The organism is Atlantibacter subterraneus (genome assembly GCF_007570865.1).
GTDB classification, from domain to species: Bacteria; Pseudomonadota; Gammaproteobacteria; order Enterobacterales; family Enterobacteriaceae; genus Atlantibacter; species Atlantibacter subterraneus.
Map to the genome: position 1 here is coordinate 971,214 of NZ_VLPS01000001.1, position 19,218 is coordinate 990,431.

Below are 19,218 nucleotides of genomic sequence, written 5' to 3' on the forward strand. Positions count from 1 at the left end.
CCACGCCGCGGGAAGGGCTTACTGCGCGGTAGGCTTTAAAATACTGCCCTGGGTTTTGTGTTCCGCCAGGTATTGATGCTGGAAAATGCACATCCGGATGGTGTTGCGGTATTCGCCGTTAATAAAGAACTCATGTACCAGTTCGCCCTCTACCGTAAAGCCTAGCTTGCGATAGATATGGATGGCTTTGACGTTCTCTTTATCGACGATTAAGTACAGTTTATAGAGATTCAGCACCGTAAAGCCGTAATCCATCGCCAGTTTAGCTGCACGCGACGCCAGGCCTTTGCCCTGATGCTCCGGAGAGATGATGATTTGAAACTCGGCGCGGCGGTGAACGTGGTTAATCTCCACCAGCTCCACTAATCCGGCCTTATCGCCGTCGCACTCTACCACAAAGCGCCGCTCGCTCTGGTCGTGGATATGCTTGTCATACAGATCGGAAAGCTCCACGAAGGCTTCGTAGGGTTCTTCGAACCAGTAGCGCATCACGCTGGCGTTGTTATCAAGCTGGTGAACGAAGCGCAAATCTTCCCGCTCAAGCGGACGAAGTTTGACGGAATACTCGCTGGGCATGGTAAATCCTTTTTAAGCAGGTGAAACAAGGGCCCCCGTGGGAGCCCTGAGTATTACGGCGTAATCTGGCGGCCTGTGCGACGATCCAGGCAGCGAAGGGTGTTCGGTTCCCAGTAAGCGTTTAAATTGGCGCTTTGCTGGCATTTATCCTGGGCGTCGAAAGCGACGTCCGCTTTATCCCACTCTTTTTCTGCGCGTTTATTCACTTTCTGGCGCAGCGAGCGCGTGTCATTCCATTGCTCTTTATCCATCGCCGCGTTCTGGCGGGATTGCGCGCTGTCACCGGATTCGATGATCAGCCTGTCGGTCTGCGCATGGAGCGGCGAAGCGATGGTAAACACACCAGCCAGCAACATCAGCACTGCAGATTTGCTAAGGAGGTTTTTCATCCTGGTTTCCTTTCTGGTTGAACAGTACATATCGGTGTCCCGACGCTTTTTATTATACCATTGCCGCGTAACAGAGCAGCACACTCAAACGCTATTATCAGGATTTTCCTTCAACATGATCAAAACAACCCTGCTGTTTTTCGCCACCGCGCTGGCTGAAATTATTGGCTGCTTTCTTCCCTGGCTGTGGCTGCGGCGCGGCGCGAGCATCTGGCTGTTGTTGCCCGCGGGGCTGTCGCTGGCGGTATTTGTCTGGCTGTTGACCCTGCATCCTGCAGCAAGTGGCCGCGTTTATGCGGCTTACGGCGGCGTCTATGTGATGACCGCGCTGCTGTGGTTGCGGGTGGTGGACGGCGTCAAACTCAGCGTTTATGACTGGCTCGGGGCGGGGATCGCCCTGTGCGGCATGCTGATCATCGTCGTGGGCTGGGGCCGCGCATAACCCAATTTCGCTGAAAAAATAAGCAGGTCACCAAACTGTTTGTGACTGCACTCATACTTTTACGATCTTCATACTTGTATGGTAGTAGCTCAGTTGCGTAAATTGAAGGCAACTTAATACATGCCGTTCACGTTGTAAGGAAAAACCATGAAGATCGTCAGTGCTGAAGTTTTTGTGACCTGTCCTGGGCGCAACTTTGTCACCTTAAAAATCACTACCGACAGCGGATTAACCGGGTTAGGGGATGCCACGCTCAATGGCCGCGAGCTGTCCGTAGCGTCATATCTGAAAGATCATCTGTGCCCGCAGCTGGTGGGACGTGATGCGCACCGCATCGAAGATATCTGGCAGTTTTTCTATAAGGGCGCGTACTGGCGTCGCGGCCCGGTAACCATGTCGGCCATTTCCGCCATCGACATGGCGCTGTGGGACATCAAAGCCAAAGCCGCCAATATGCCGCTGTATCAGCTGCTGGGCGGCGCATCCCGGGAAGGAGTGATGGTTTATTGCCACACCACCGGCCACAGCATCGACGAAGTGCTGGAAGACTACGCCCGCCATAAAGAGATGGGCTTTAAGGCCATCCGCGTACAGTGCGGCGTGCCGGGTATGAAAACCACCTACGGGATGGCGAAGGGGAAAGGTCTGGCCTACGAGCCGGCGACCAAAGGCGATTGGCCGGAAGAACAGTTGTGGTCAACCGAAAAATATCTCGACTTCACCCCGAAACTGTTTGAAGCGGTACGCAGCAAGTTCGGCTTTAATGAACACTTGCTGCACGATATGCACCATCGCCTGACGCCAATCGAAGCCGCGCGCTTCGGCAAGAGCGTAGAGCAGCACCGTCTGTTCTGGATGGAAGACCCCACTCCAGCCGAAAACCAGGAATGCTTCCGCCTGATCCGCCAGCACACCGTCACGCCAATCGCGGTGGGCGAAGTGTTCAACAGCATCTGGGACTGCAAGCAGCTCATCGAAGAACAGCTGATCGATTATATCCGCACCACCATTACCCACGCGGGCGGCATCACCGGCATGCGCCGAATTGCCGATTTCGCCTCCCTGTACCAGGTGCGTACCGGTTCTCACGGCCCGTCGGATCTCTCGCCGGTCTGCATGGCGGCGGCGCTGCATTTCGACCTGTGGGTGCCTAACTTCGGGGTACAGGAATATATGGGCTATTCCGAGCAGATGCTTGAAGTATTCCCGCACAACTGGACCTTTGATAATGGCTATATGCATCCGGGCGACAAGCCGGGTCTGGGCATCGAATTTGATGAAAAACTGGCGGCGAAATATCCCTACGAGCCTGCCTATTTGCCGGTAGCCCGTCTTGAAGACGGCACGTTGTGGAACTGGTAAGCCCTGACGATTAATTCAATCCATGCTCAGGAATGGAGAGCAGTCATGAAATTTATAAATGATAGTTTTATGATTAATAATGAATCAGGGCGCAAATTGTATCGTGAACTGGCAAAGGATTTGCCGGTTATCGATTACCATTGTCACCTTGATGCAAAAGAGATTTATGAAAATAAATCCTTTCAGGACATCACCCAATTATGGCTGGCGGGCGATCATTATAAATGGCGCGCAATGCGCGCCAACGGCGTCAGTGAAGAGAAAATTACCGGTAGCGCCTCGTCGGAAGAGAAATTTCAGGCCTGGGCTGAAACAGTCGAATCCTGCTTTGGTAATCCGCTTTATCACTGGACGCATCTGGAGCTGGATTACTATTTCGGCATTGAAGAAAATCTCGATTCCAGCAACTGGCGCGAAATCATGAACGCCTGCAATCAATATTTATTGCAGGACGATTTTAAACCCCGGGCGCTTATTTCCCGTTCCAACGTCGAGGTAATTTGCACCACCGACTCGCCGCTGGACTCGCTGGAATACCATCGTCTGTTGCGCGATGAGGCTGATTTTAAAACCCGGGTACTGCCAACATTTCGCCCGGATGAAATCTTTGAAGAAAACCCACAGCAGTTCCTGTTATTTATCGGGAAACTGGCGGCGTTGACCGGCATTAATATTCAGCGCTTTGCCGATCTGTCACGGGCAATGGAAAATCGTATTGATTATTTCCATGACGTGGGTTGCCGTATTTCCGATCATGGCCCGGTTGAAATTCATTACCACGCCGCGACGGCAAGTGAAGTGGATAAATTATTCACTAAAAAATGCAGCGGCGAAGCCTTAAGCCAGCAAGAGAACGCGGCACTGATGAGCGCAATCTTTGTAATGCTGGCCGGGCATTACAAACAGCGGCAGTGGGCCATGCAGATCCACTTTGGTGCGATCCGCAGCAACAACACGTTAATGAAGCAAAAAATCGGCATCAATACCGGTTTTGACTCCATTGCCGATCAGTGCCACTTGGCGCAGGGATTGAACGGTTTACTGGATAGCATGGCGCGTAATAATGCGCTGCCAAAAACCATTCTGTATAACCTGAATCCGATTTATAACGATATTGTCGCCACGACAATCGCCAACTTCCAGTCCGCCAGTGACGGCGTGAAATCACCTGTCCAGTTTGGTTCCGGCTGGTGGTTTAACGACACGCGGCGGGGCATGGAAAGCCAGCTAAACAGCCTGGCCGATCAGGGACTGCTGATGAATTTCGTCGGTATGCTCACGGATTCCCGTAGTTTTATCTCCTATACACGCCATGACTATTTCCGGCGGATTTTGTGTAATCTGGTCGGCGGATGGGTTGAGCGTGGAGAAGTGCCTGATAATCCAAAAATATTATCAAATCTAATAATAAATATTTGTCACGATAACGCTAAAAATTATTTCCGATTCTAATCTCTCTGACCCTATTGAGGATAGTCCATGTCTCAGTCTAAAAAGCAAATCACCATACCCGTCAGTATTGGGTATGGTGTAACCGATATTATGGGTGGCGGGGCCTTTACCGTAATTGGTGCCTGGCTTCTTTTCTTCTATACCACGTTTGTCGGGCTATCGCCGGTTGAAGCCGCCTCTATTGTGGCCATCGCCCGTATTGTCGATGCGATTGTCAGTCTGTTTATGGGCAGCTTTACCGACCATTTTTATAAAAACTATTTAGGCAAGAAATTTGGCCGCCGCCGCTTCTTCTTATTAATTGGCGCGCCGTTGATGCTGGTTTACTCTTTACTCTGGCTCAACGGCATGACTTACGGATTTTATCTGGCAGTTTATCTGGCCTTTGAAATTATCGCGGCGATGGTGCTTATTCCATGGGAAACTCTGCCGTCGGAAATGACCAAGGACTTTAACTCACGCACAAAATTATCCACCTGCCGTATGTTCTTTTCGGCCACCGGCACTTTCCTGGCAACCTTTATTCCGGGGCTGCTGATTGGTTTCTTCGGCGAGCATAATGCAAATGCCTATCTGATCAACGGCGTGGTGTTTGCGGTACTGTTTATGGTGTGCGTGTTTATTTCCTGGAAAGTCACCTGGGAGCGTGAATTAACGCCGGAAATGCTGGCGGAACTGGAGCGCCCCAGCGAAGCGAAAACCGCTAAGGAAAAACTGGCTCAGCTGGGCAACTTATTCCGCGATTATGGCTCAACTCTGAAAGTCCGCGCGTTCAGAAAACATCTGGCGATCTATCTGTTCTCCTTTACCGCCAAAGATGTCTATAACACCGTGTTTGTCTTCTTCTGCGTGTACTGCCTGCAGGTTTCGTCATCCCTGGCCGGGACGCTGCTGTCGATGAGTATCGTCGGGCTGCCGGTAACCCTGCTGGCGGGTGTGGCGATCATTAAATATGGCCCGTCGCGCCTGTATGTGTTCGCTTATACGGTGATGATGCTGTGCCTGTTCGGCTTGTTCCTGGTGTATCAGTTCCCGACCGACAATAAAGTGCTGCTGTTAGTGGTGCTGGCAGCGGTGTATCAGGTAGGGCGTTGCGTACTGGAATTTACGCCATGGAACGTGTTCCCGTTTATTCCGGACATCGACGAGATGATCACCCGTCAGCGTCGTGAAGGGCTGTTTGCCGCCGTGATGACCTTCTCCCGTAAAACCACGGTGGCGATTGCGACCTTTATCGTGGGTTTACTGTTGCAGAGCGGCGGCTTTGTGAAAGGCAGCCAGATACAGCCGGAGAGCGCGGTAAACACCATCGCTTCACTGCTGTTCATCGGTACGGCGGGACTGCTGCTGATTGCCCTGTGGCAAGCGTTAACCTTCCGCCTGAACAAGCGCACCCATAAGATTTTTGTTGATGAAGTGGAGCGCCTGAAAGCCCACGGCGCGAAAAGCGATGTTCAGCCAGAGACTCGCAGCGTGGTCGAGGATCTCACCGGTTATCGTTACGAAGAATTGTGGTGCAACGACGAATCGGCATCACACCTGAAACCCGCCGAACTGCGCGTTTCAAGAGACAGCTAACAACCAGCCCTCCTGAAAAGGGGGGCTTTTAAATGCATTTACAGTGAGTTAATCATGGAAAACAGAACGTTACCTTCTCCGCAATATGACCGCAGCACGCTGGTGACCCGCTGCGTCCATCTTGGCTTTGGGGCTTTCCACCGCGCCCATCAGGCGGTGTACGCCGATATCCTGGCGACCGATCACCACAGCGACTGGGGTTACTGCGAAGTTAACCTGATCGGCGGCGAGCAGCAAATCGCCGATCTCAATCAGCAGGCGCGCTTATATACCGTGGCGGAAATGTCCGCTGACGGCTGGACCACGCGTGTAGTGGGGGTGGTTAACCAGGCGCTGCATGCGCAGGTTGATGGCCTGGAAGCCGTGCTTGACGTCATGTGCCAGCCACAAATCGCGATTGTGTCGCTGACCATCACCGAGAAAGGCTACTGCCACTCTCCGGCCACCGGGCAACTGATGCTTGAGCATCCGTTAATTGCGGCGGATTTAAAACAACCGCAGCAGCCGGTTTCCGCCGTGGGGGTTATCGTGGCCGCCCTGGCGCGGCGTAAAGCGGCTGGCCTGCGCGGCTTCAGCGTCATGTCCTGCGACAATATGCCGGAAAACGGCCACGTCACGCGCAATGTGGTGCTGGCCTATGCCCGCCAGATTGACCCCGCGCTGGCGAGCTGGATTGAAAGCGAAGTGACGTTCCCGTCCACTATGGTGGATCGCATCGTTCCGGCGGTTACCCCGGAAACCTTACAACGCATCGCTGAGCAGACCGGCGTTAACGATCCGGTGGCAGTGGCCTGTGAGCCGTTCCGGCAGTGGGTGATTGAAGATAACTTTGTCGCCGGTCGCCCGGAATGGGAAAAAGCGGGCGCGGAGCTGGTGCATGACGTGCTGCCGTTTGAAGAGATGAAGCTGCGGATGCTCAACGGCAGCCACTCATTCCTTGCGTATCTGGGTTATCTGGCGGGTTATCCGCTGATAAACGTCTGTATGGAAGATGCCAACTTCCGCGCCACCGCGCGGGCGCTGATGCTGAACGAACAGGCCCCGACGCTTAAGGTCAAGGGCGTGGATTTAGCCCGCTATGCCGACAGCCTTATCGCCCGCTATGAGAACACTGCGCTGGCGCACCGCACCTGGCAAATCGCCATGGACGGCAGCCAGAAACTGCCGCAGCGGATGCTGGATTCAATCCGCTGGCATCTGGCGAACGGCTCCGGTTGGTCGCTGCTGGCGCTGGGCGTGGCAGGCTGGATGCGCTATGTGCATGGCGTCGACGAGCAGGGCGAAGCCATTGAAATCAGCGATCCGCTTAAAGCCGAAATTGCGGCCAAAGTGGCGCAGAGCGAGCAGGGCGAAGCGCGGGTGACGGCATTGCTTGAGCTTTCGGCGATATTTGGCCACGACTTGCCGCAAAACCCGGCGTTTGTTAAAGGCGTGACGGAAGCCTATTTAGCGTTACTGGAACAAGGGGCCAGGGCAGCCGTTGGAAAATACGCGGCTATGTTATAGAAAATTAAAGCGCAGTCGTTTAATTAAATTTAATAAATAAATTCCGGGCAAGCGTGATGTTTGCCTGGGTTAATTTATTAGAGTGTGGTTAATTACAATGTCAAATGCCACTCATAAAGTTATTCCTAAAATAATTCATTATTGATTGTTTTAGTATATTTATCGCGAGCTAAGCTTATAACTATATCCGATGTTTATTTTATCTATTATCCGTTAAACACCGGAGTATGATATGAATACGAAAGTAATATCTTCGTCAGCAATAAACAAGCCGGAAAGAATTGCTAAAATTCAGAGGGTTACTTTATTTTTGCTTTTTATGGCGGGTGTCGTTAATTTTTTAGACCGTTCCTCTTTAAGCGTGGCGGGCGAGGCGATCCGCGGTGAGTTAGGCTTATCTGCCACCGAATTTGGCGTGTTGTTATCTGCTTTTTCTCTTTCCTATGGTTTTGCACAGTTACCCTCAGGCATTTTATTGGATCGCTACGGTCCACGAGTTGTGCTTGGCGCAGGGGTCATATTTTGGTCGCTGATGCAGGGGTTAACCGGGATAGTTAATTCATTCAGTCATTTTATTATGCTGCGCATTGGCTTAGGGATTGGCGAAGCGCCGTTTATGCCTGCGGGCGTTAAATCTATTACTGACTGGTACATTCAAAAAGAAAGGGGAACCGCGCTGGGGATTTTTAATTCCTCAACCGTCATCGGACAAGCGATTGCGCCGCCAGTACTGGTTGTGATGCAACTTGCCTGGGGATGGCGCGTTATGTTTGTAACCATCGGTATTGCCGGAGTCCTCGTCGGCATCTGCTGGTATGCGTGGTATCGCAACCGCGGCCAGTTTTCACTCCAGCCCGTTGAGCGCGACTATTTGTCGGCACCGGTAAAACCACGACCACAGCTGCAATTCAGTGAATGGATTTCTCTCTTTAAATACCGCACCACCTGGGGAATGATTTTAGGTTTTGCAGGCGTCAATTATACCGGCTGGCTGTATATCGCCTGGCTACCGGGCTATTTACAAGCGCAGCAGGGATTTAGCCTGGCAAAAACCGGTTGGGTCGCTGCCATTCCCTTTCTTGCCGCTGCCGTAGGCATGTGGATTAGCGGTATCGTGGTCGATAGCTTTGCCAAAGCGGGTTACGATCTGGCAAAAACCCGAAAGGCCGTCATTGTGGTGGGTTTAATTCTGTCAGCGTTGGGCACCCTGCTGGTCGTGCAATCCTCTACGCCAATGCAGGCGGTGGCATTTATTTCAATGGCGCTGTTTTGTGTTCATTTTGCGGGTACGTCTGCGTGGGGTTTGGTTCAGGTTTTGGTTGCTGAAACTAAAGTTGCTTCAGTGGCGGCAATTCAAAACTTCGGCAGCTTTGTCTTTGCGTCTTTTGCGCCAATAGTAACCGGGTGGATTGTTGATACCACGCACTCTTTTAATCTGGCATTGGTCATTGCGGCTTGCGTGACGTTTGCCGGCGCGATGAGCTATTTATTGATTGTTAAATCGAGAATTGATTGAAGCATAATGAATGCCGCCAGGGGCGGCATTCTCACCACTTAGTGCATACCAAGCCGAATTAACTCAACCGGCGCAACTTTGCCTTCATAACCTTCTACTTCTACCGTCTGCTGGCGGCGCACATCGGCAGCGGTCATTCCGTCACTATGTATAGCGCGGATAACGCCAGTATGGCCGGTGCCATTAATCATGACCCGGCTGCCTTCAGTGATAGGGTTTCGGTTACGATCATACGTCATCATGGTGGTTTTCTCCTGAACAGAATGAAAATTCAGACGGTGAATATTTTAAAAATCACCGCAGCGAAAACCTTAATGCCGATCAAAAAAAACGGATTTGTGTGATGAATGTCACGCTCAGGCGTCGTCGCTGAACCAGTCGCGATTTTCCTGTTTGATAAGCTGAACCGACTCGCTGATCTCCTGCAAGTGGCGGGTCATGGCGAGATCGACGCCATCCGCATCATGCTGCTCCAGCGCGTTGAAAATATTCAAGTGTTGTTCCAGCAGCATCTCCGGCGGCGACACGTGGTCGAGGCTCATATAGCGCACCCGGTCAATGGTGGCCTTGATATTTTCGATGGTATCCCATGCCAGCTGGCATTCGGCGATATCGGCCAGTTTCTGATGAAAGGCGTCGTCGAGCTCGAAGAAGTCATTAATCTGCTTACGCTCGATGGCGGTGCGCTGCTGATTAAGGTTCTGCTCCAGCTGATAAAGCTGTTCAGTGGTGATCATCCCGGCAGCGCGGCGCACTACCGCGCATTCAATCGCCTGGCGCACGAAACAGCCGTTGCGCACCTGCGCCAGTGAAATCTTATTCACGTAGCTGCCGCGCTGTGGGCGGATCTGAATCAGACCGTTTTCCGCCAGCTTGATAAAGGCTTCGCGTACCGGCTGGCGGGAAACGTCAAACCGTACCGAAACTTCTTTTTCCGACAGCGGGGTACCCGGCGGGATCAGGCAGTGAACAATATCGCTGCGCAAAATACGGTAGATTTGCTGGTTAACAGGCTGGGTGGGGTTTAACAGGGTTTCAACGGCCATCGGTATGCGCTTCGTTTGCAGGTAACCTGGTCACTCTAACACGGATCTGCCACCCGGCGCGAGGCCGGGCAGCAGCTTAGCATCAGGATCCGCGATGAACGCTTAATCCAGCATAGGTCTGGCTGACCGGCATCATTTCCAGAGTATTAATGTTGACATGCGCAGGCAGGGTGGCGACCCACCACACCGCTTCGGTCACATCATCCGGCGTCAGCGGGTTGGCGTTCTGGTAGGTTTTGTCGGCTTTCTCATCGTCGCCTTTAAAGCGCACGTTAGAAAACTCAGTGCCGCCCACCAGGCCTGGCTCGATATCGGTCACGCGGATCGCCGTGCCGTGCAGATCGGTACGCAGGTTCAGGCTGAATTGACGTACAAAAGCTTTCGTTGCGCCGTAAACGTTGCCACCCGCATAAGGCCAGTTGCCCGCGGTAGAGCCGATATTAATAATATGGCCGCGATTGCGTTCCACCATGCCCGGCAGCACGGCGCGAGTCATATAGACCAGGCCTTTATTATTGGTATCGATCATGTTTTCCCAGTCTTCAACGCTGGCCTTATGCGCCGGCTCCATGCCCAGCGCCAGCCCGGCGTTGTTCACCAGCACGTCAATCGCACGCCATTCCTGCGGCAGATGAGCGATCATCTCTTCAATAGCGGCGCGGTTGCGCACGTCCAGCTGCGCGGTGTACAGATTGTCGCCCAGCTCGTCTTTCAGCTCCTGCAAGCGTTCCTGGCGACGCCCGGTGGCAATCACCTTATGACCATTTTGAATAAAACGACGGGTAATGCATTCGCCGAATCCGGCGGTAGCTCCAGTAACCAGAATAATCATCTCGCTGTTCCTCAACGCTTTTCGAAGTGTTTATTACCTTAGCATGCGCAGCAAGGTTGTGGTAAGGGCATCGATAGCCAGAAGTTATTGCGGCCAGGCAAGGGGTTGCATAAGCTTGAGTTTTGCCAGAGTTCCTGCGGGAGTGCGTTATGCAGCAATCAAACCCCTTTTTCAGCGTTAGCCTGAAGCCTTATCAGGCACCGCCGTTCGATGAAATTCGTGATGAACACTACCGTCCGGCCTTTGACGAAGCGCTGAGGTTAAAACGCGAGGAGATCGCGGAAATCGCGTCATTTGTTGAATCGCCCAGTTTCGATAATACCTATCTGGCGCTGGAGCTTAGCGGTCAGATGCTCAGCCGGGTAGTGAACGTGTTTTTCGCTATGACCTCGGCCCATACCAATGACTATCTGCAGCAGCTGGATGAAGAGTTTTCCGCCGAGCTGGCGGCGCTGGCGGATGAAATTTACCTCAATCCGGTGCTGTTCAGCCGCCTGGATGCCGTCTACCAGCAGCGCCATGAGATGGCACCGGATGCCGAAGCGCTACGCCTGATCGAAGTGATATGGCAAAACTTTATGCTCGCGGGCGCGACGTTAGCGCCAGAACAAAAAGAAGCGCTTAAAGCGATCAACCAGTCGCTGGCCCGGTTAACCAGCCAGTTTAACCAGCACTTACTGGCGGCGGCGAAATCGGGCGGGCTGGAGATTAGCGATGTCAGCCAGTTAAAAGGCCTGACGGAGGCGGACATTCAGGCTGCGGCTCAGGCTGCGGCAGATAAAGGACTGGAAGGGCGCTGGTGGCTGGCGCTGCTCAATACCACTCAGCAACCGGCGCTTCAGACCCTGGAAAATCGCCATACCCGCGAAGCGCTGTTTAACGCTGGCTGGTCTCGTACGGAAAAGAATGACGCTAACGATACACGTGACATTGTCACAAAATTGGTGTCATTGCGGGCCCAAAAAGCCGCGTTGTTAGGCTTTGAAAATTATGCCTCCTGGAGCGTGAGCAGCCAGATGGCAAAAACCCCGGACGCCGCGCTGGGCTTTATGCGTAATATCGTCCCTGCCGCTACGGCGCGGGCGCAGCAAGAGCTGGCGGATATCCAGGCCTGTATTGACAAGCAGCAGGGCGGTTTTCAGGCCAAAGCCTGGGACTGGGCGTTTTATGCAGAGCAGGTGCGGCGCGAAAAATTCGCGCTGGATGAAAACCAGCTGCGGGAATACTTCGAACTGGATCGCGTATTGAACGACGGTGTGTTTTGGACTGCCAGCAAACTGTTTGGCCTGAAGTTTGTGCCGCGCGCTGATATCCCGGTTTACCACCCGGATGTGCGGGTATGGGAAATTTTCGACAATAACGGTGCCGGTCTGGCGCTGTTCTATGGCGATTTCTTCGCGCGTGACAGTAAAAGCGGCGGCGCATGGATGGGTAATTTTGTCGAGCAATCCACACTGCTGGGTAACCTACCGGTAATCTACAACGTCTGTAACTACCAGAAGCCCGCGCATGGCCAGCCCGCGCTTATCTCGTGGGATGATGTGATCACATTGTTCCACGAATTTGGCCATACTCTGCACGGTTTGTTTGCGCAGCAGCGTTTTGCCACGCTTTCCGGTACCAATACGCCGCGCGACTTTGTTGAGTTCCCCTCGCAAATTAATGAACACTGGGCCAGTCATCCAGAGGTTTTCGCCAACTATGCGCGCCATCACCAGCATGGGGAACCCATGCCTGACGCACTTAAACAGAGCTTGTTCCGCGCCGCGCAGTTTAATAAAGGTTATGACATGACCGAACTGCTGGCAGCGGCGCTGCTGGATATGAACTGGCATACCCGTCGGGTTGATGAGCCGCAGGAGAGCGTGGCGGCATTTGAGCGCCAGACGCTGGAACGGGAAAAGGTGTGGATGGAAGCCGTACCGCCGCGCTATCGCAGCAGCTATTTCGCGCATATTTTTGGTGGCGGTTATGCGGCAGGGTATTACGCCTACCTGTGGACCCAAATGCTGGCGGATGATGGTTACCAGTGGTTTATCGAACAGGGTGGACTCACCGCCGGGAACGGCCAGCGTTTCCGTGAGGCAATTTTATCCCGTGGCAACAGCTGTGATTTAGAAGCGCTATACCGGGAGTGGCGCGGGCACGATCCCGCGATTGAACCAATGCTGAAAAACCGCGGGCTGTCGTAGTTGAATTCCAGCGCGTAAACATACAGATAAAGCTACCTTTGCCGGTAGCTTTTTTACTTCAGGCGATCTGGATACGAGGCTAGCTGACGGTTCAACGCTACCTGTACCAAAAGTTACCAACTTAATATTTTATTAAGGTTCAACGGTTAAAAAGGCGTAAAAAATAAACACCAGAAAGTGACTCGCAATTAAGAATATCTTTAAACTCGATAAAATGGATATGAAATGGGTAAAGGAATATACTGCCGTTCTCAGAAGAAATTTTCAGAAAGGGATTAAATCATTTGTCTGAAATGAGTGATTTACCTTAAGGATTTATTCATTTTGTTGATTTTATTGAAAAATATCTTCTGTAACATATTTCCCCGCTGTTTTGCCTTAAATTGACATTAAAAAATGAATTATTTGTTAAAACGGTGCCTAAGCAAGCAGCGCAAAAAATTATTTTTGACTGGCGGCCTCACAGAAGGCTCGCTTAAGGCTCTCTATGTTTAAGTTTTCAGGTTTTAAAAACCAATTTTTGCAGCCGAAGTATTGGCTAACGTGGTTTGGACTCGGCTGTTTATGGTTACTGGTTCAACTCCCTTTTCCCATCATCCGTGCGATTGGTTTTAATGCAGGTAGATTATCGCGGCCATTTTTAAAGCGTCGCGAAGCCATTGCTCGTAAAAATATTCAGCTATGTTTTCCCAATAACACGCCAGCAGATACGGAGCGTCTGGTCGCGGAAAATTTCAAGTCGTTGGGTATGGCCCTGCTGGAAACCGGAATAGCGTGGTTTTGGTCAGATCGCCGGGTGCGCAAATATTTTGATGTAGAAGGCATGGAAAACCTGCAGCGTGCCGCCGCACAGCAGCGCGGCGTGATGGTCGTGGGCGTACACTTTATGTCGCTGGAACTGGGCGGGCGAATCATGGGTATCTGTCAGCCTATGATGGCGACCTACCGGCCACATAACAATGCGATGATGGAGTGGGTGCAGACTAAAGGGCGAATGCGCTCTAACAAAGCGATGATCGATCGCCGCAATCTCAAAGGCATGGTCAGCGCGCTGAAGAAAGGTGAGTCGGTCTGGTTTGCGCCAGACCAGGATTACGGCATCAAAGGCAGCAGCTTCGCACCGTTTTTCGCGGTGAAAGATGTTGCCACCACCAATGGCACCTTCGTGCTGTCGCGCTTATCGCGCTCGGCGTTGCTGACGGTCACCATGGTGCGCAGGGCGGATAACAGCGGCTATCGCCTGTATATCTCGCCGGAAATCGAAAACTATCCTACCAACGAAGCAGAAGCGGCGGCGTTTACCAACCGGATTATCGAGCATGAAATCTTGCGCGCGCCGGAACAGTATCTCTGGGTGCATCGCCGCTTTAAAACACGTCCTGCCGGGGAAGTGTCGCTGTACGTCTAACGTTATACGTAGATAGCACAAAATAGTTATGGCTATTTTACCCGTCATATCTCGGTTTTACCGAATAATGGCTGGTATACATAACGCACTGTCTATACGTAAAATGCATGATATGAACTGGATTTATTATCGTGGCGATTGGTACCGGGTCACCATCGTCACGAAAGATAAAGAGTATCGCCTGACGCGCCCCGGCCACCGCACCCATATCACCATGACACGTCAGGGTCTTGAGCGTGCGCTGCGCGACTACTACAGCCTGACCATGGCTCCGCTCAATCCGCATCGCTAAATGCTGCGCTGATCCTCAAGATAATCCAGCCCCTCGGCGCTGATGCGGGTTTCCTGCGAATTGATGCGCCAGGCGCGCTGGGCAACATTGTAGTTCATGGTAATGTGGATAAACCCTTTCTCCTGCAGATACAGCAGATGCCCGTCGAGGGTCATTTCATCGCCTAACGATGCCGCCAGATCGGCATAGTCTTCCGCTTCCATAGGTAGCGGATAAAGGTCTTCCAGTTTGTTCAGAATGGTCCGCAGATGACTTTTTGAAATTCGCATAGCGCATGTCCTTGCCGTGTGGAGTTATCTGATAACTATAGATAAGACAACCATAAACGCGGATATGGGCCTGAAAAATTTTCATCCGCGAAAGGTTGCTATGGCTTCGCTTCGCTGCGTATGCTGCCGGGTGACCTTGGGGAGGGAAAATGGGCTTATTGATTAAAGCGGCGCTGGGCGCGCTGATTGTGGTGTTGATTGCGATCCTGTCGCGCACGAAAAATTACTATATCGCCGGGCTTATTCCGTTATTTCCCACCTTCGCGCTGATTGCGCACTATATTGTGGCCACCGAACGTGGGGTCGAAGCATTACGCACCACCATTATTTTCGGCATGTGGTCGATTATTCCTTACTTTATCTATCTCGCCTCGCTGTGGTATTTCACCGGCATGATGCGGGTGCCGTTCGCGCTCATCGCCGCGGTAGGGTGCTGGAGTCTCAGCGCCTGGCTGCTGATCCTGTGCTGGACGCGTTTTCACTGATTTTTACGCGCTTCGTTTACTCGCCGTTGAGCAAGTAACTGATAAGTTCAAAGGGTATTCCGGCGTTCTCTTTGCCATTGAGAACTGCGCGCAGACTACGAATTTCAAAGATCTATCCATGCAAGCATTTAACCGTCGGGTTCCGGCGGTTTTTTTTCGCTCTTTTTTTCGCAACTAATAAGACGCAAAAGCAAAAGGCCCCTCGGTGTGCATATCAACGAGGGGCCTTTCTCTGGAAGGGACTATCTCCGTTCATCAGTCATCCCATTTGTGGCTGAAATAAGCGGCAAGAAAACCGGAAAAAAGAATAATACCCAGTACTGCCATAAAAACGTTCATATTGCCCAGCATGGTGGACCTCCATTTATTTGCTGTTAAAACCTCACTTTGTTTAAAAAAAGAACCTCAACCGAGTGCAGAGAGAATACCGCACCCAACCTAAACAAAAGCAGAACTGTGTGAAGATAACGCGACGATCAGGTAAAACTTTTACGATAAGCCGCAGGCGAAACGGAAAAGTGTTGCTGAAAGTGATAGCGCAGAGTGCTTGCGCTGCCGAAACCGACCTGAGCGGCAATGTGGTCCAGCGACAGCCGGGTCTTTTCCAGCATCGTCCGGGCGCGCACCAGCCGTTCGTTCAGTAGCCAACGCGCAGGCGTGGTGCCGGTGGCGTCCTGGAAACGGCGCAGGAAGGTTCTCGGGCTCATGCCGGCGCGGCTTGCCAGCGACGCCACGCTATGGCTTTCTGCCAGCTGCTGGTGCAGATAATCAAACAGTAATCCCAGCCGCTTGCTCTCCCGCGCAACCGGCACGGGCCGGACGATACTTTGCGACTGCGCGCCGTCGCGGTGGGGTTGTACCACTAAACGCCGCGCCACGCTGTTCGCCGTCTCCTGGCCGAAATCGCGCCGTACCAGATGCAAACACAAATCGATGCCCGCCGCGCTGCCTGCGGAGGTCAGTAAATTACCCTCATCGATGTACAGCACATCAGGGACCACTTCGATTGCCGGATAGCGCTGCTGGAGTGCGTCAAGATAGCGCCAGTGGGTGGTTGCCTGGCGGCCATCCAGCAATCCGGCGGCGGCCAGCACAAACACGCCGGAACAAATCGACATAATTCGACAACCCCGCTCATGCGCGGCGCGTAGCTGCTCGCACAACGCCTCGGGAACCGGCTCGTCCACGCCGCGCCAGCCCGGCACCATCACCGTACCGGCCTCGGCGATTAACGATAAATCACCATCCGCAACCACCCGAACCCCGCCGGTGGCGCGCAGTTCGCCGCCATCGACGGACGCAACGGCAAAGCGATACCAGTTTTCCCCAAGCTCCGGGCGCGGCAGCCCGAATATTTCAACCGCGACGCCGAATTCAAAGGTACATAAACCGTCATAAGCCAGCACAACAACCAGCGGATGGGAGAGGGAGGTTTTCAACATGTCATGATCCTGGCGATTTCTGTCACGTCTGGGCGCAGCCATTTGGCAGGGTGAAAGTTAGAGTATTGTTAACACAAAACAGGAGTCACACCAATGCGCTACGTTACTGAATTTCCGCCCGCCCAGCCGCAACAGGTAGTTGCCCACTATCAACAGCGTTTAGCCTTCGAGACCGACTGTGCGGATGTTTACGCCGCCATTCGCGACGGGCAGCAGGATTTTGTTTTACTGCACGTGGTAGGAAACGAAACGACATTTGCACGTCGTCATCTGCCGGGCGCGATCTTTTTGCCTCATCGGGACATGACGCCCGCGCGCATGGCTGAATGGCCGCAGGACACGCTGTTTGTGGTGTATTGCGCCGGTCCGCACTGCAATGGGGCGGATCGGGCGGCGTTAAAGCTCGCCGGGATGGGACGTTATGTGAAGGTCATGCCTGGCGGCATTACCGGATGGGCTGATGAAGCCTTGCCGTTCGCTTAACTGACGCTGCGCCGCTCTAACCGGCGATACAGGGTGCTGCGCGAAATCCCCAGCTGGCGGGCGGCCTGGGCCATATTGCCGTTGGCTTCCCGCAGCGCTGCCAGCTCATCCGGCGGCGGCGGAACGGCGCTGAGCGCAGGCACAGCCCGTAATCCAGGGCATACCACGCCTTCCGGCAGAGTTTCTTCTTCAATAACATCGCCGTTATCGTAGAGCGCCAGCAGCACTTTCAGGAAACTCAGCAGTTGGCGGACGTTGCCCGGCCAGGGCAGGCGGGAGAGGGTATTGAGCAGATTATCCGATAAGGCAATTTGCCGCTTCACGCCACCTAACTGTTCCCAGAGCGTAAGGATAAACGCGGCGAGATCGGGCTTCTCGCGCAGCGGCGGCAGACGCAGCTGAAACTCCTGGATCCGGTACAGCAAATCTTCCCGGAAGCTGCCTTGATCCACGCACTGCTGGAGATCGCGGTGGGTGGCGCACACCAGCGCGAAATTAACGTTATGACGGCCATTGCCGCCCAGCGGCGTGACGCATTTTTCCTGTAGCACTCGCAGCAGGCGGGTTTGCATCGCCAGCGGCATATCCCCGATCTCATCGAGAAACAGCACGCCGTTATTGGCTTCACGCAGTTTGCCCTCGTAACCTTTGGGGTTCGCGCCGGTAAATGCGCCGGGCACATAGCCAAACAGCTCTGACTCAATCAGGTTTTCCGGTACGGCGGCGCAGTTAATGGCGACAAACGGCCCGCTGCGCCAGTGGCTTTGCTGATGCAGGGCGCGGCAAAGATGCTCTTTACCACTACCGGTTTCCCCGGTGATACACAGTGCAATTCCGGCATTCAGCAGCCGCAACGCCTGCGGATGGACCGGCTCCTGCATCGGCGGCACGGTGACGCGCGCGCTGTGATGGGTCTGCTGGCGCGCCAGATAGCGGCGCTGGTTTAGCGCTTCTACCGGTGCGGGGTGCCGATCGGGCCGGTGGGTAAATAACGAACGCCATGCCACGCTGCCGATACTTGCAGACGACAGGCCAAATTCCTGCATCGCCCGCCGGTTGGCACCGAGCAATACTTCATCGCTAAACACCATAATCATCTCGTTTTCCGGATCGTGCTCCGTATGTAAACGCAGCAGCCAGCGGTCTTTGTTCAGCATATTGCAGGCCCAGTCATGCTCGATATTCGCCACGGCGCGGCGGATAAGCATGACGGCGTCACGTCCCGGATGAGTTGCCGGGGTCGATAAATCCAGCACGCCAGCGATTTTTCCGTCAGGGCCGTAAACCGGCGTGGCGGCGCAATACAGCCCGGCGTTGTGATTGAGGAAATGTTGTTCGCCCGCCACTTCGCAGAAATCACCGATTGCCAGCGCGGTGCCAATGGCGTTAGTGCCGCGCGCCTGCTCGCCCCATAAACTACCGGGCAGCAGGGCGAAGCGCTGGGCTTTATGCAGGAAATCCTGATTGCCGAGCGTATCCAGCACCAGGCCTTGCGCATCGGACATCACAATAATCGACGGGCTGTTTTTCAGAGACGGCAGCAGGGTGCTGAGCTGCGGTTGCAGCAGGCGGGAAATCCACGGGTTTTGCTCACGGGCATTCTTCAGATCGGCAAGAGGAAGCACGGGTGCTGCTTCATCGTCCCGCCGCAGGCCAAGGCGCGCGGAACGCTGCCAGGACTCGCTAACCAGACCGGGGAGCACCAGGCGAGTGGCGCTGACGTCGACATGATGTGATCCGATTCTGCGTGGCATTATCCTCTCCGTGTCGTGAGTGTTGCATATATGTAGCATCAAAGTGTCTCACCTGTTGCGATACGCGACACAATTCCGCGACAGGGTGAAACACTGTGTGTCACTCACGTAGGTAATTTATTGAATCTAAAAGGGTAAATATTTTAAACGCGGCGGCATAAATATTGGCATAAGAACTGCTTATGAACATGGGC

At 53.4% G+C, this 19,218-nt stretch carries 20 protein-coding genes; 11 read left to right on the forward strand and 9 right to left on the reverse strand.

Annotated features, from left to right (window positions below; all coding sequences use genetic code 11):
- Nucleotides 1-18 precede the first annotated feature (18 nt).
- Nucleotides 19-576 (reverse strand): spermidine N1-acetyltransferase, encoded by a 558-nt coding sequence (speG, locus tag FND52_RS04715; RefSeq protein ID WP_125295253.1) that lies wholly within the window; start codon nucleotides 574-576, stop codon nucleotides 19-21.
- Nucleotides 577-629: 53 nt separating this feature from the next.
- Nucleotides 630-965, reverse strand: a complete 336-nt coding sequence (locus FND52_RS04720; RefSeq protein ID WP_144129668.1) for a DUF1283 family protein — start codon at nucleotides 963-965, stop codon at nucleotides 630-632.
- 115 nt (nucleotides 966-1,080) lie between these two features.
- On the opposite strand from FND52_RS04720, the gene FND52_RS04725 reads away from it, so the two are divergent.
- From FND52_RS04725 to FND52_RS04750, 6 genes are all read left to right on the forward strand, one after another.
- Nucleotides 1,081-1,407, forward strand: a complete 327-nt coding sequence (locus FND52_RS04725) for a YnfA family protein (protein ID WP_144129669.1) — start codon at nucleotides 1,081-1,083, stop codon at nucleotides 1,405-1,407.
- A 147-nt stretch (nucleotides 1,408-1,554) separates the two neighbouring features.
- A complete protein-coding gene (gene rspA, locus FND52_RS04730) occupies nucleotides 1,555-2,769 on the forward strand; it encodes a starvation-sensing protein RspA (protein ID WP_125295256.1) in 1,215 nt (404 codons plus the stop codon).
- Between the two features lie 45 nt (nucleotides 2,770-2,814).
- Nucleotides 2,815-4,221 carry a glucuronate isomerase gene (gene uxaC / locus FND52_RS04735; RefSeq protein WP_144129671.1) on the forward strand — a complete coding sequence of 469 codons (1,407 nt, stop codon included), beginning with the start codon at nucleotides 2,815-2,817 and terminating at the stop codon, nucleotides 4,219-4,221.
- A gap of 27 nt (nucleotides 4,222-4,248) precedes the next feature.
- On the forward strand, nucleotides 4,249-5,799 hold the full coding sequence (locus tag FND52_RS04740) for an MFS transporter (RefSeq protein ID WP_125295258.1): 1,551 nt from the start codon (nucleotides 4,249-4,251) through the stop codon (nucleotides 5,797-5,799).
- Between the two features lie 54 nt (nucleotides 5,800-5,853).
- Nucleotides 5,854-7,305: a mannitol dehydrogenase family protein gene (locus FND52_RS04745; protein ID WP_144129673.1), complete on the forward strand. Its 1,452-nt coding sequence runs from the start codon at nucleotides 5,854-5,856 to the stop codon at nucleotides 7,303-7,305.
- A gap of 232 nt (nucleotides 7,306-7,537) precedes the next feature.
- Nucleotides 7,538-8,821 carry an MFS transporter gene (locus FND52_RS04750; protein WP_144129675.1) on the forward strand — a complete coding sequence of 428 codons (1,284 nt, stop codon included), beginning with the start codon at nucleotides 7,538-7,540 and terminating at the stop codon, nucleotides 8,819-8,821.
- A gap of 38 nt (nucleotides 8,822-8,859) precedes the next feature.
- Here FND52_RS04750 and ydfZ read toward each other — a convergent pair whose 3' ends face one another.
- The 3 genes from ydfZ to ydfG form a co-directional block, all read right to left on the reverse strand.
- Nucleotides 8,860-9,063 (reverse strand): putative selenium delivery protein YdfZ, encoded by a 204-nt coding sequence (ydfZ, locus tag FND52_RS04755; RefSeq protein ID WP_125295261.1) that lies wholly within the window; start codon nucleotides 9,061-9,063, stop codon nucleotides 8,860-8,862.
- A gap of 114 nt (nucleotides 9,064-9,177) precedes the next feature.
- Entirely contained in the window at nucleotides 9,178-9,867 is a 690-nt protein-coding gene (locus FND52_RS04760; RefSeq protein WP_125295262.1) for a GntR family transcriptional regulator, read from the reverse strand.
- 82 nt (nucleotides 9,868-9,949) lie between these two features.
- Nucleotides 9,950-10,699, reverse strand: coding sequence for a bifunctional NADP-dependent 3-hydroxy acid dehydrogenase/3-hydroxypropionate dehydrogenase YdfG (ydfG, locus tag FND52_RS04765; RefSeq protein ID WP_144129677.1), 750 nt, complete (start codon nucleotides 10,697-10,699; stop codon nucleotides 9,950-9,952).
- Nucleotides 10,700-10,848: 149 nt separating this feature from the next.
- Between ydfG and dcp the strand changes: the two genes are divergently transcribed.
- The 3 genes from dcp (at nucleotide 10,849) to FND52_RS04780 (ending at nucleotide 14,591) form a co-directional block, all read left to right on the forward strand.
- On the forward strand, nucleotides 10,849-12,891 hold the full coding sequence (gene dcp, locus FND52_RS04770) for a peptidyl-dipeptidase Dcp (protein WP_144129679.1): 2,043 nt from the start codon (nucleotides 10,849-10,851) through the stop codon (nucleotides 12,889-12,891).
- A gap of 487 nt (nucleotides 12,892-13,378) precedes the next feature.
- Nucleotides 13,379-14,299: a kdo(2)-lipid IV(A) palmitoleoyltransferase gene (gene lpxP / locus FND52_RS04775; RefSeq protein WP_144129681.1), complete on the forward strand. Its 921-nt coding sequence runs from the start codon at nucleotides 13,379-13,381 to the stop codon at nucleotides 14,297-14,299.
- A gap of 112 nt (nucleotides 14,300-14,411) precedes the next feature.
- The gene (locus tag FND52_RS04780) at nucleotides 14,412-14,591 is read left to right on the forward strand and encodes a hypothetical protein (RefSeq protein WP_125295266.1); all 180 of its coding nucleotides are present in this window, start codon (nucleotides 14,412-14,414) and stop codon (nucleotides 14,589-14,591) included.
- Here the strand turns inward: FND52_RS04780 and FND52_RS04785 are convergent.
- On the reverse strand, nucleotides 14,588-14,860 hold the full coding sequence (locus FND52_RS04785) for a hypothetical protein (RefSeq protein ID WP_125295267.1): 273 nt from the start codon (nucleotides 14,858-14,860) through the stop codon (nucleotides 14,588-14,590). The two genes, FND52_RS04780 and FND52_RS04785, sit on opposite strands and share 4 nt — an antisense overlap.
- Before the next feature lie 149 nt (nucleotides 14,861-15,009).
- Here FND52_RS04785 and FND52_RS04790 point away from each other — a divergent pair, with 149 nt between their 5' ends.
- The gene (locus tag FND52_RS04790) at nucleotides 15,010-15,345 is read left to right on the forward strand and encodes a GlpM family protein (RefSeq protein WP_125295268.1); all 336 of its coding nucleotides are present in this window, start codon (nucleotides 15,010-15,012) and stop codon (nucleotides 15,343-15,345) included.
- A gap of 255 nt (nucleotides 15,346-15,600) precedes the next feature.
- Here FND52_RS04790 and mgtS read toward each other — a convergent pair whose 3' ends face one another.
- Together mgtS and ftrA are read right to left on the reverse strand one after the other, a co-directional pair.
- A complete protein-coding gene (gene mgtS, locus FND52_RS04795; RefSeq protein WP_000901367.1) occupies nucleotides 15,601-15,696 on the reverse strand; it encodes a protein MgtS in 96 nt (31 codons plus the stop codon).
- 125 nt (nucleotides 15,697-15,821) lie between these two features.
- A complete protein-coding gene (gene ftrA / locus FND52_RS04800) occupies nucleotides 15,822-16,787 on the reverse strand; it encodes a transcriptional regulator FtrA (RefSeq protein ID WP_144129683.1) in 966 nt (321 codons plus the stop codon).
- A gap of 93 nt (nucleotides 16,788-16,880) precedes the next feature.
- On the opposite strand from ftrA, the gene FND52_RS04805 reads away from it, so the two are divergent.
- Complete coding sequence (locus FND52_RS04805; RefSeq protein ID WP_144129685.1) at nucleotides 16,881-17,270, forward strand: rhodanese-like domain-containing protein; 390 nt, start codon at nucleotides 16,881-16,883, stop codon at nucleotides 17,268-17,270.
- Here the strand turns inward: FND52_RS04805 and FND52_RS04810 are convergent.
- Nucleotides 17,267-19,024: a sigma-54-dependent Fis family transcriptional regulator gene (locus FND52_RS04810; protein WP_144129687.1), complete on the reverse strand. Its 1,758-nt coding sequence runs from the start codon at nucleotides 19,022-19,024 to the stop codon at nucleotides 17,267-17,269. The genes FND52_RS04805 and FND52_RS04810 overlap by 4 nt on opposite strands.
- Nucleotides 19,025-19,218: the final 194 nt, after the last annotated feature.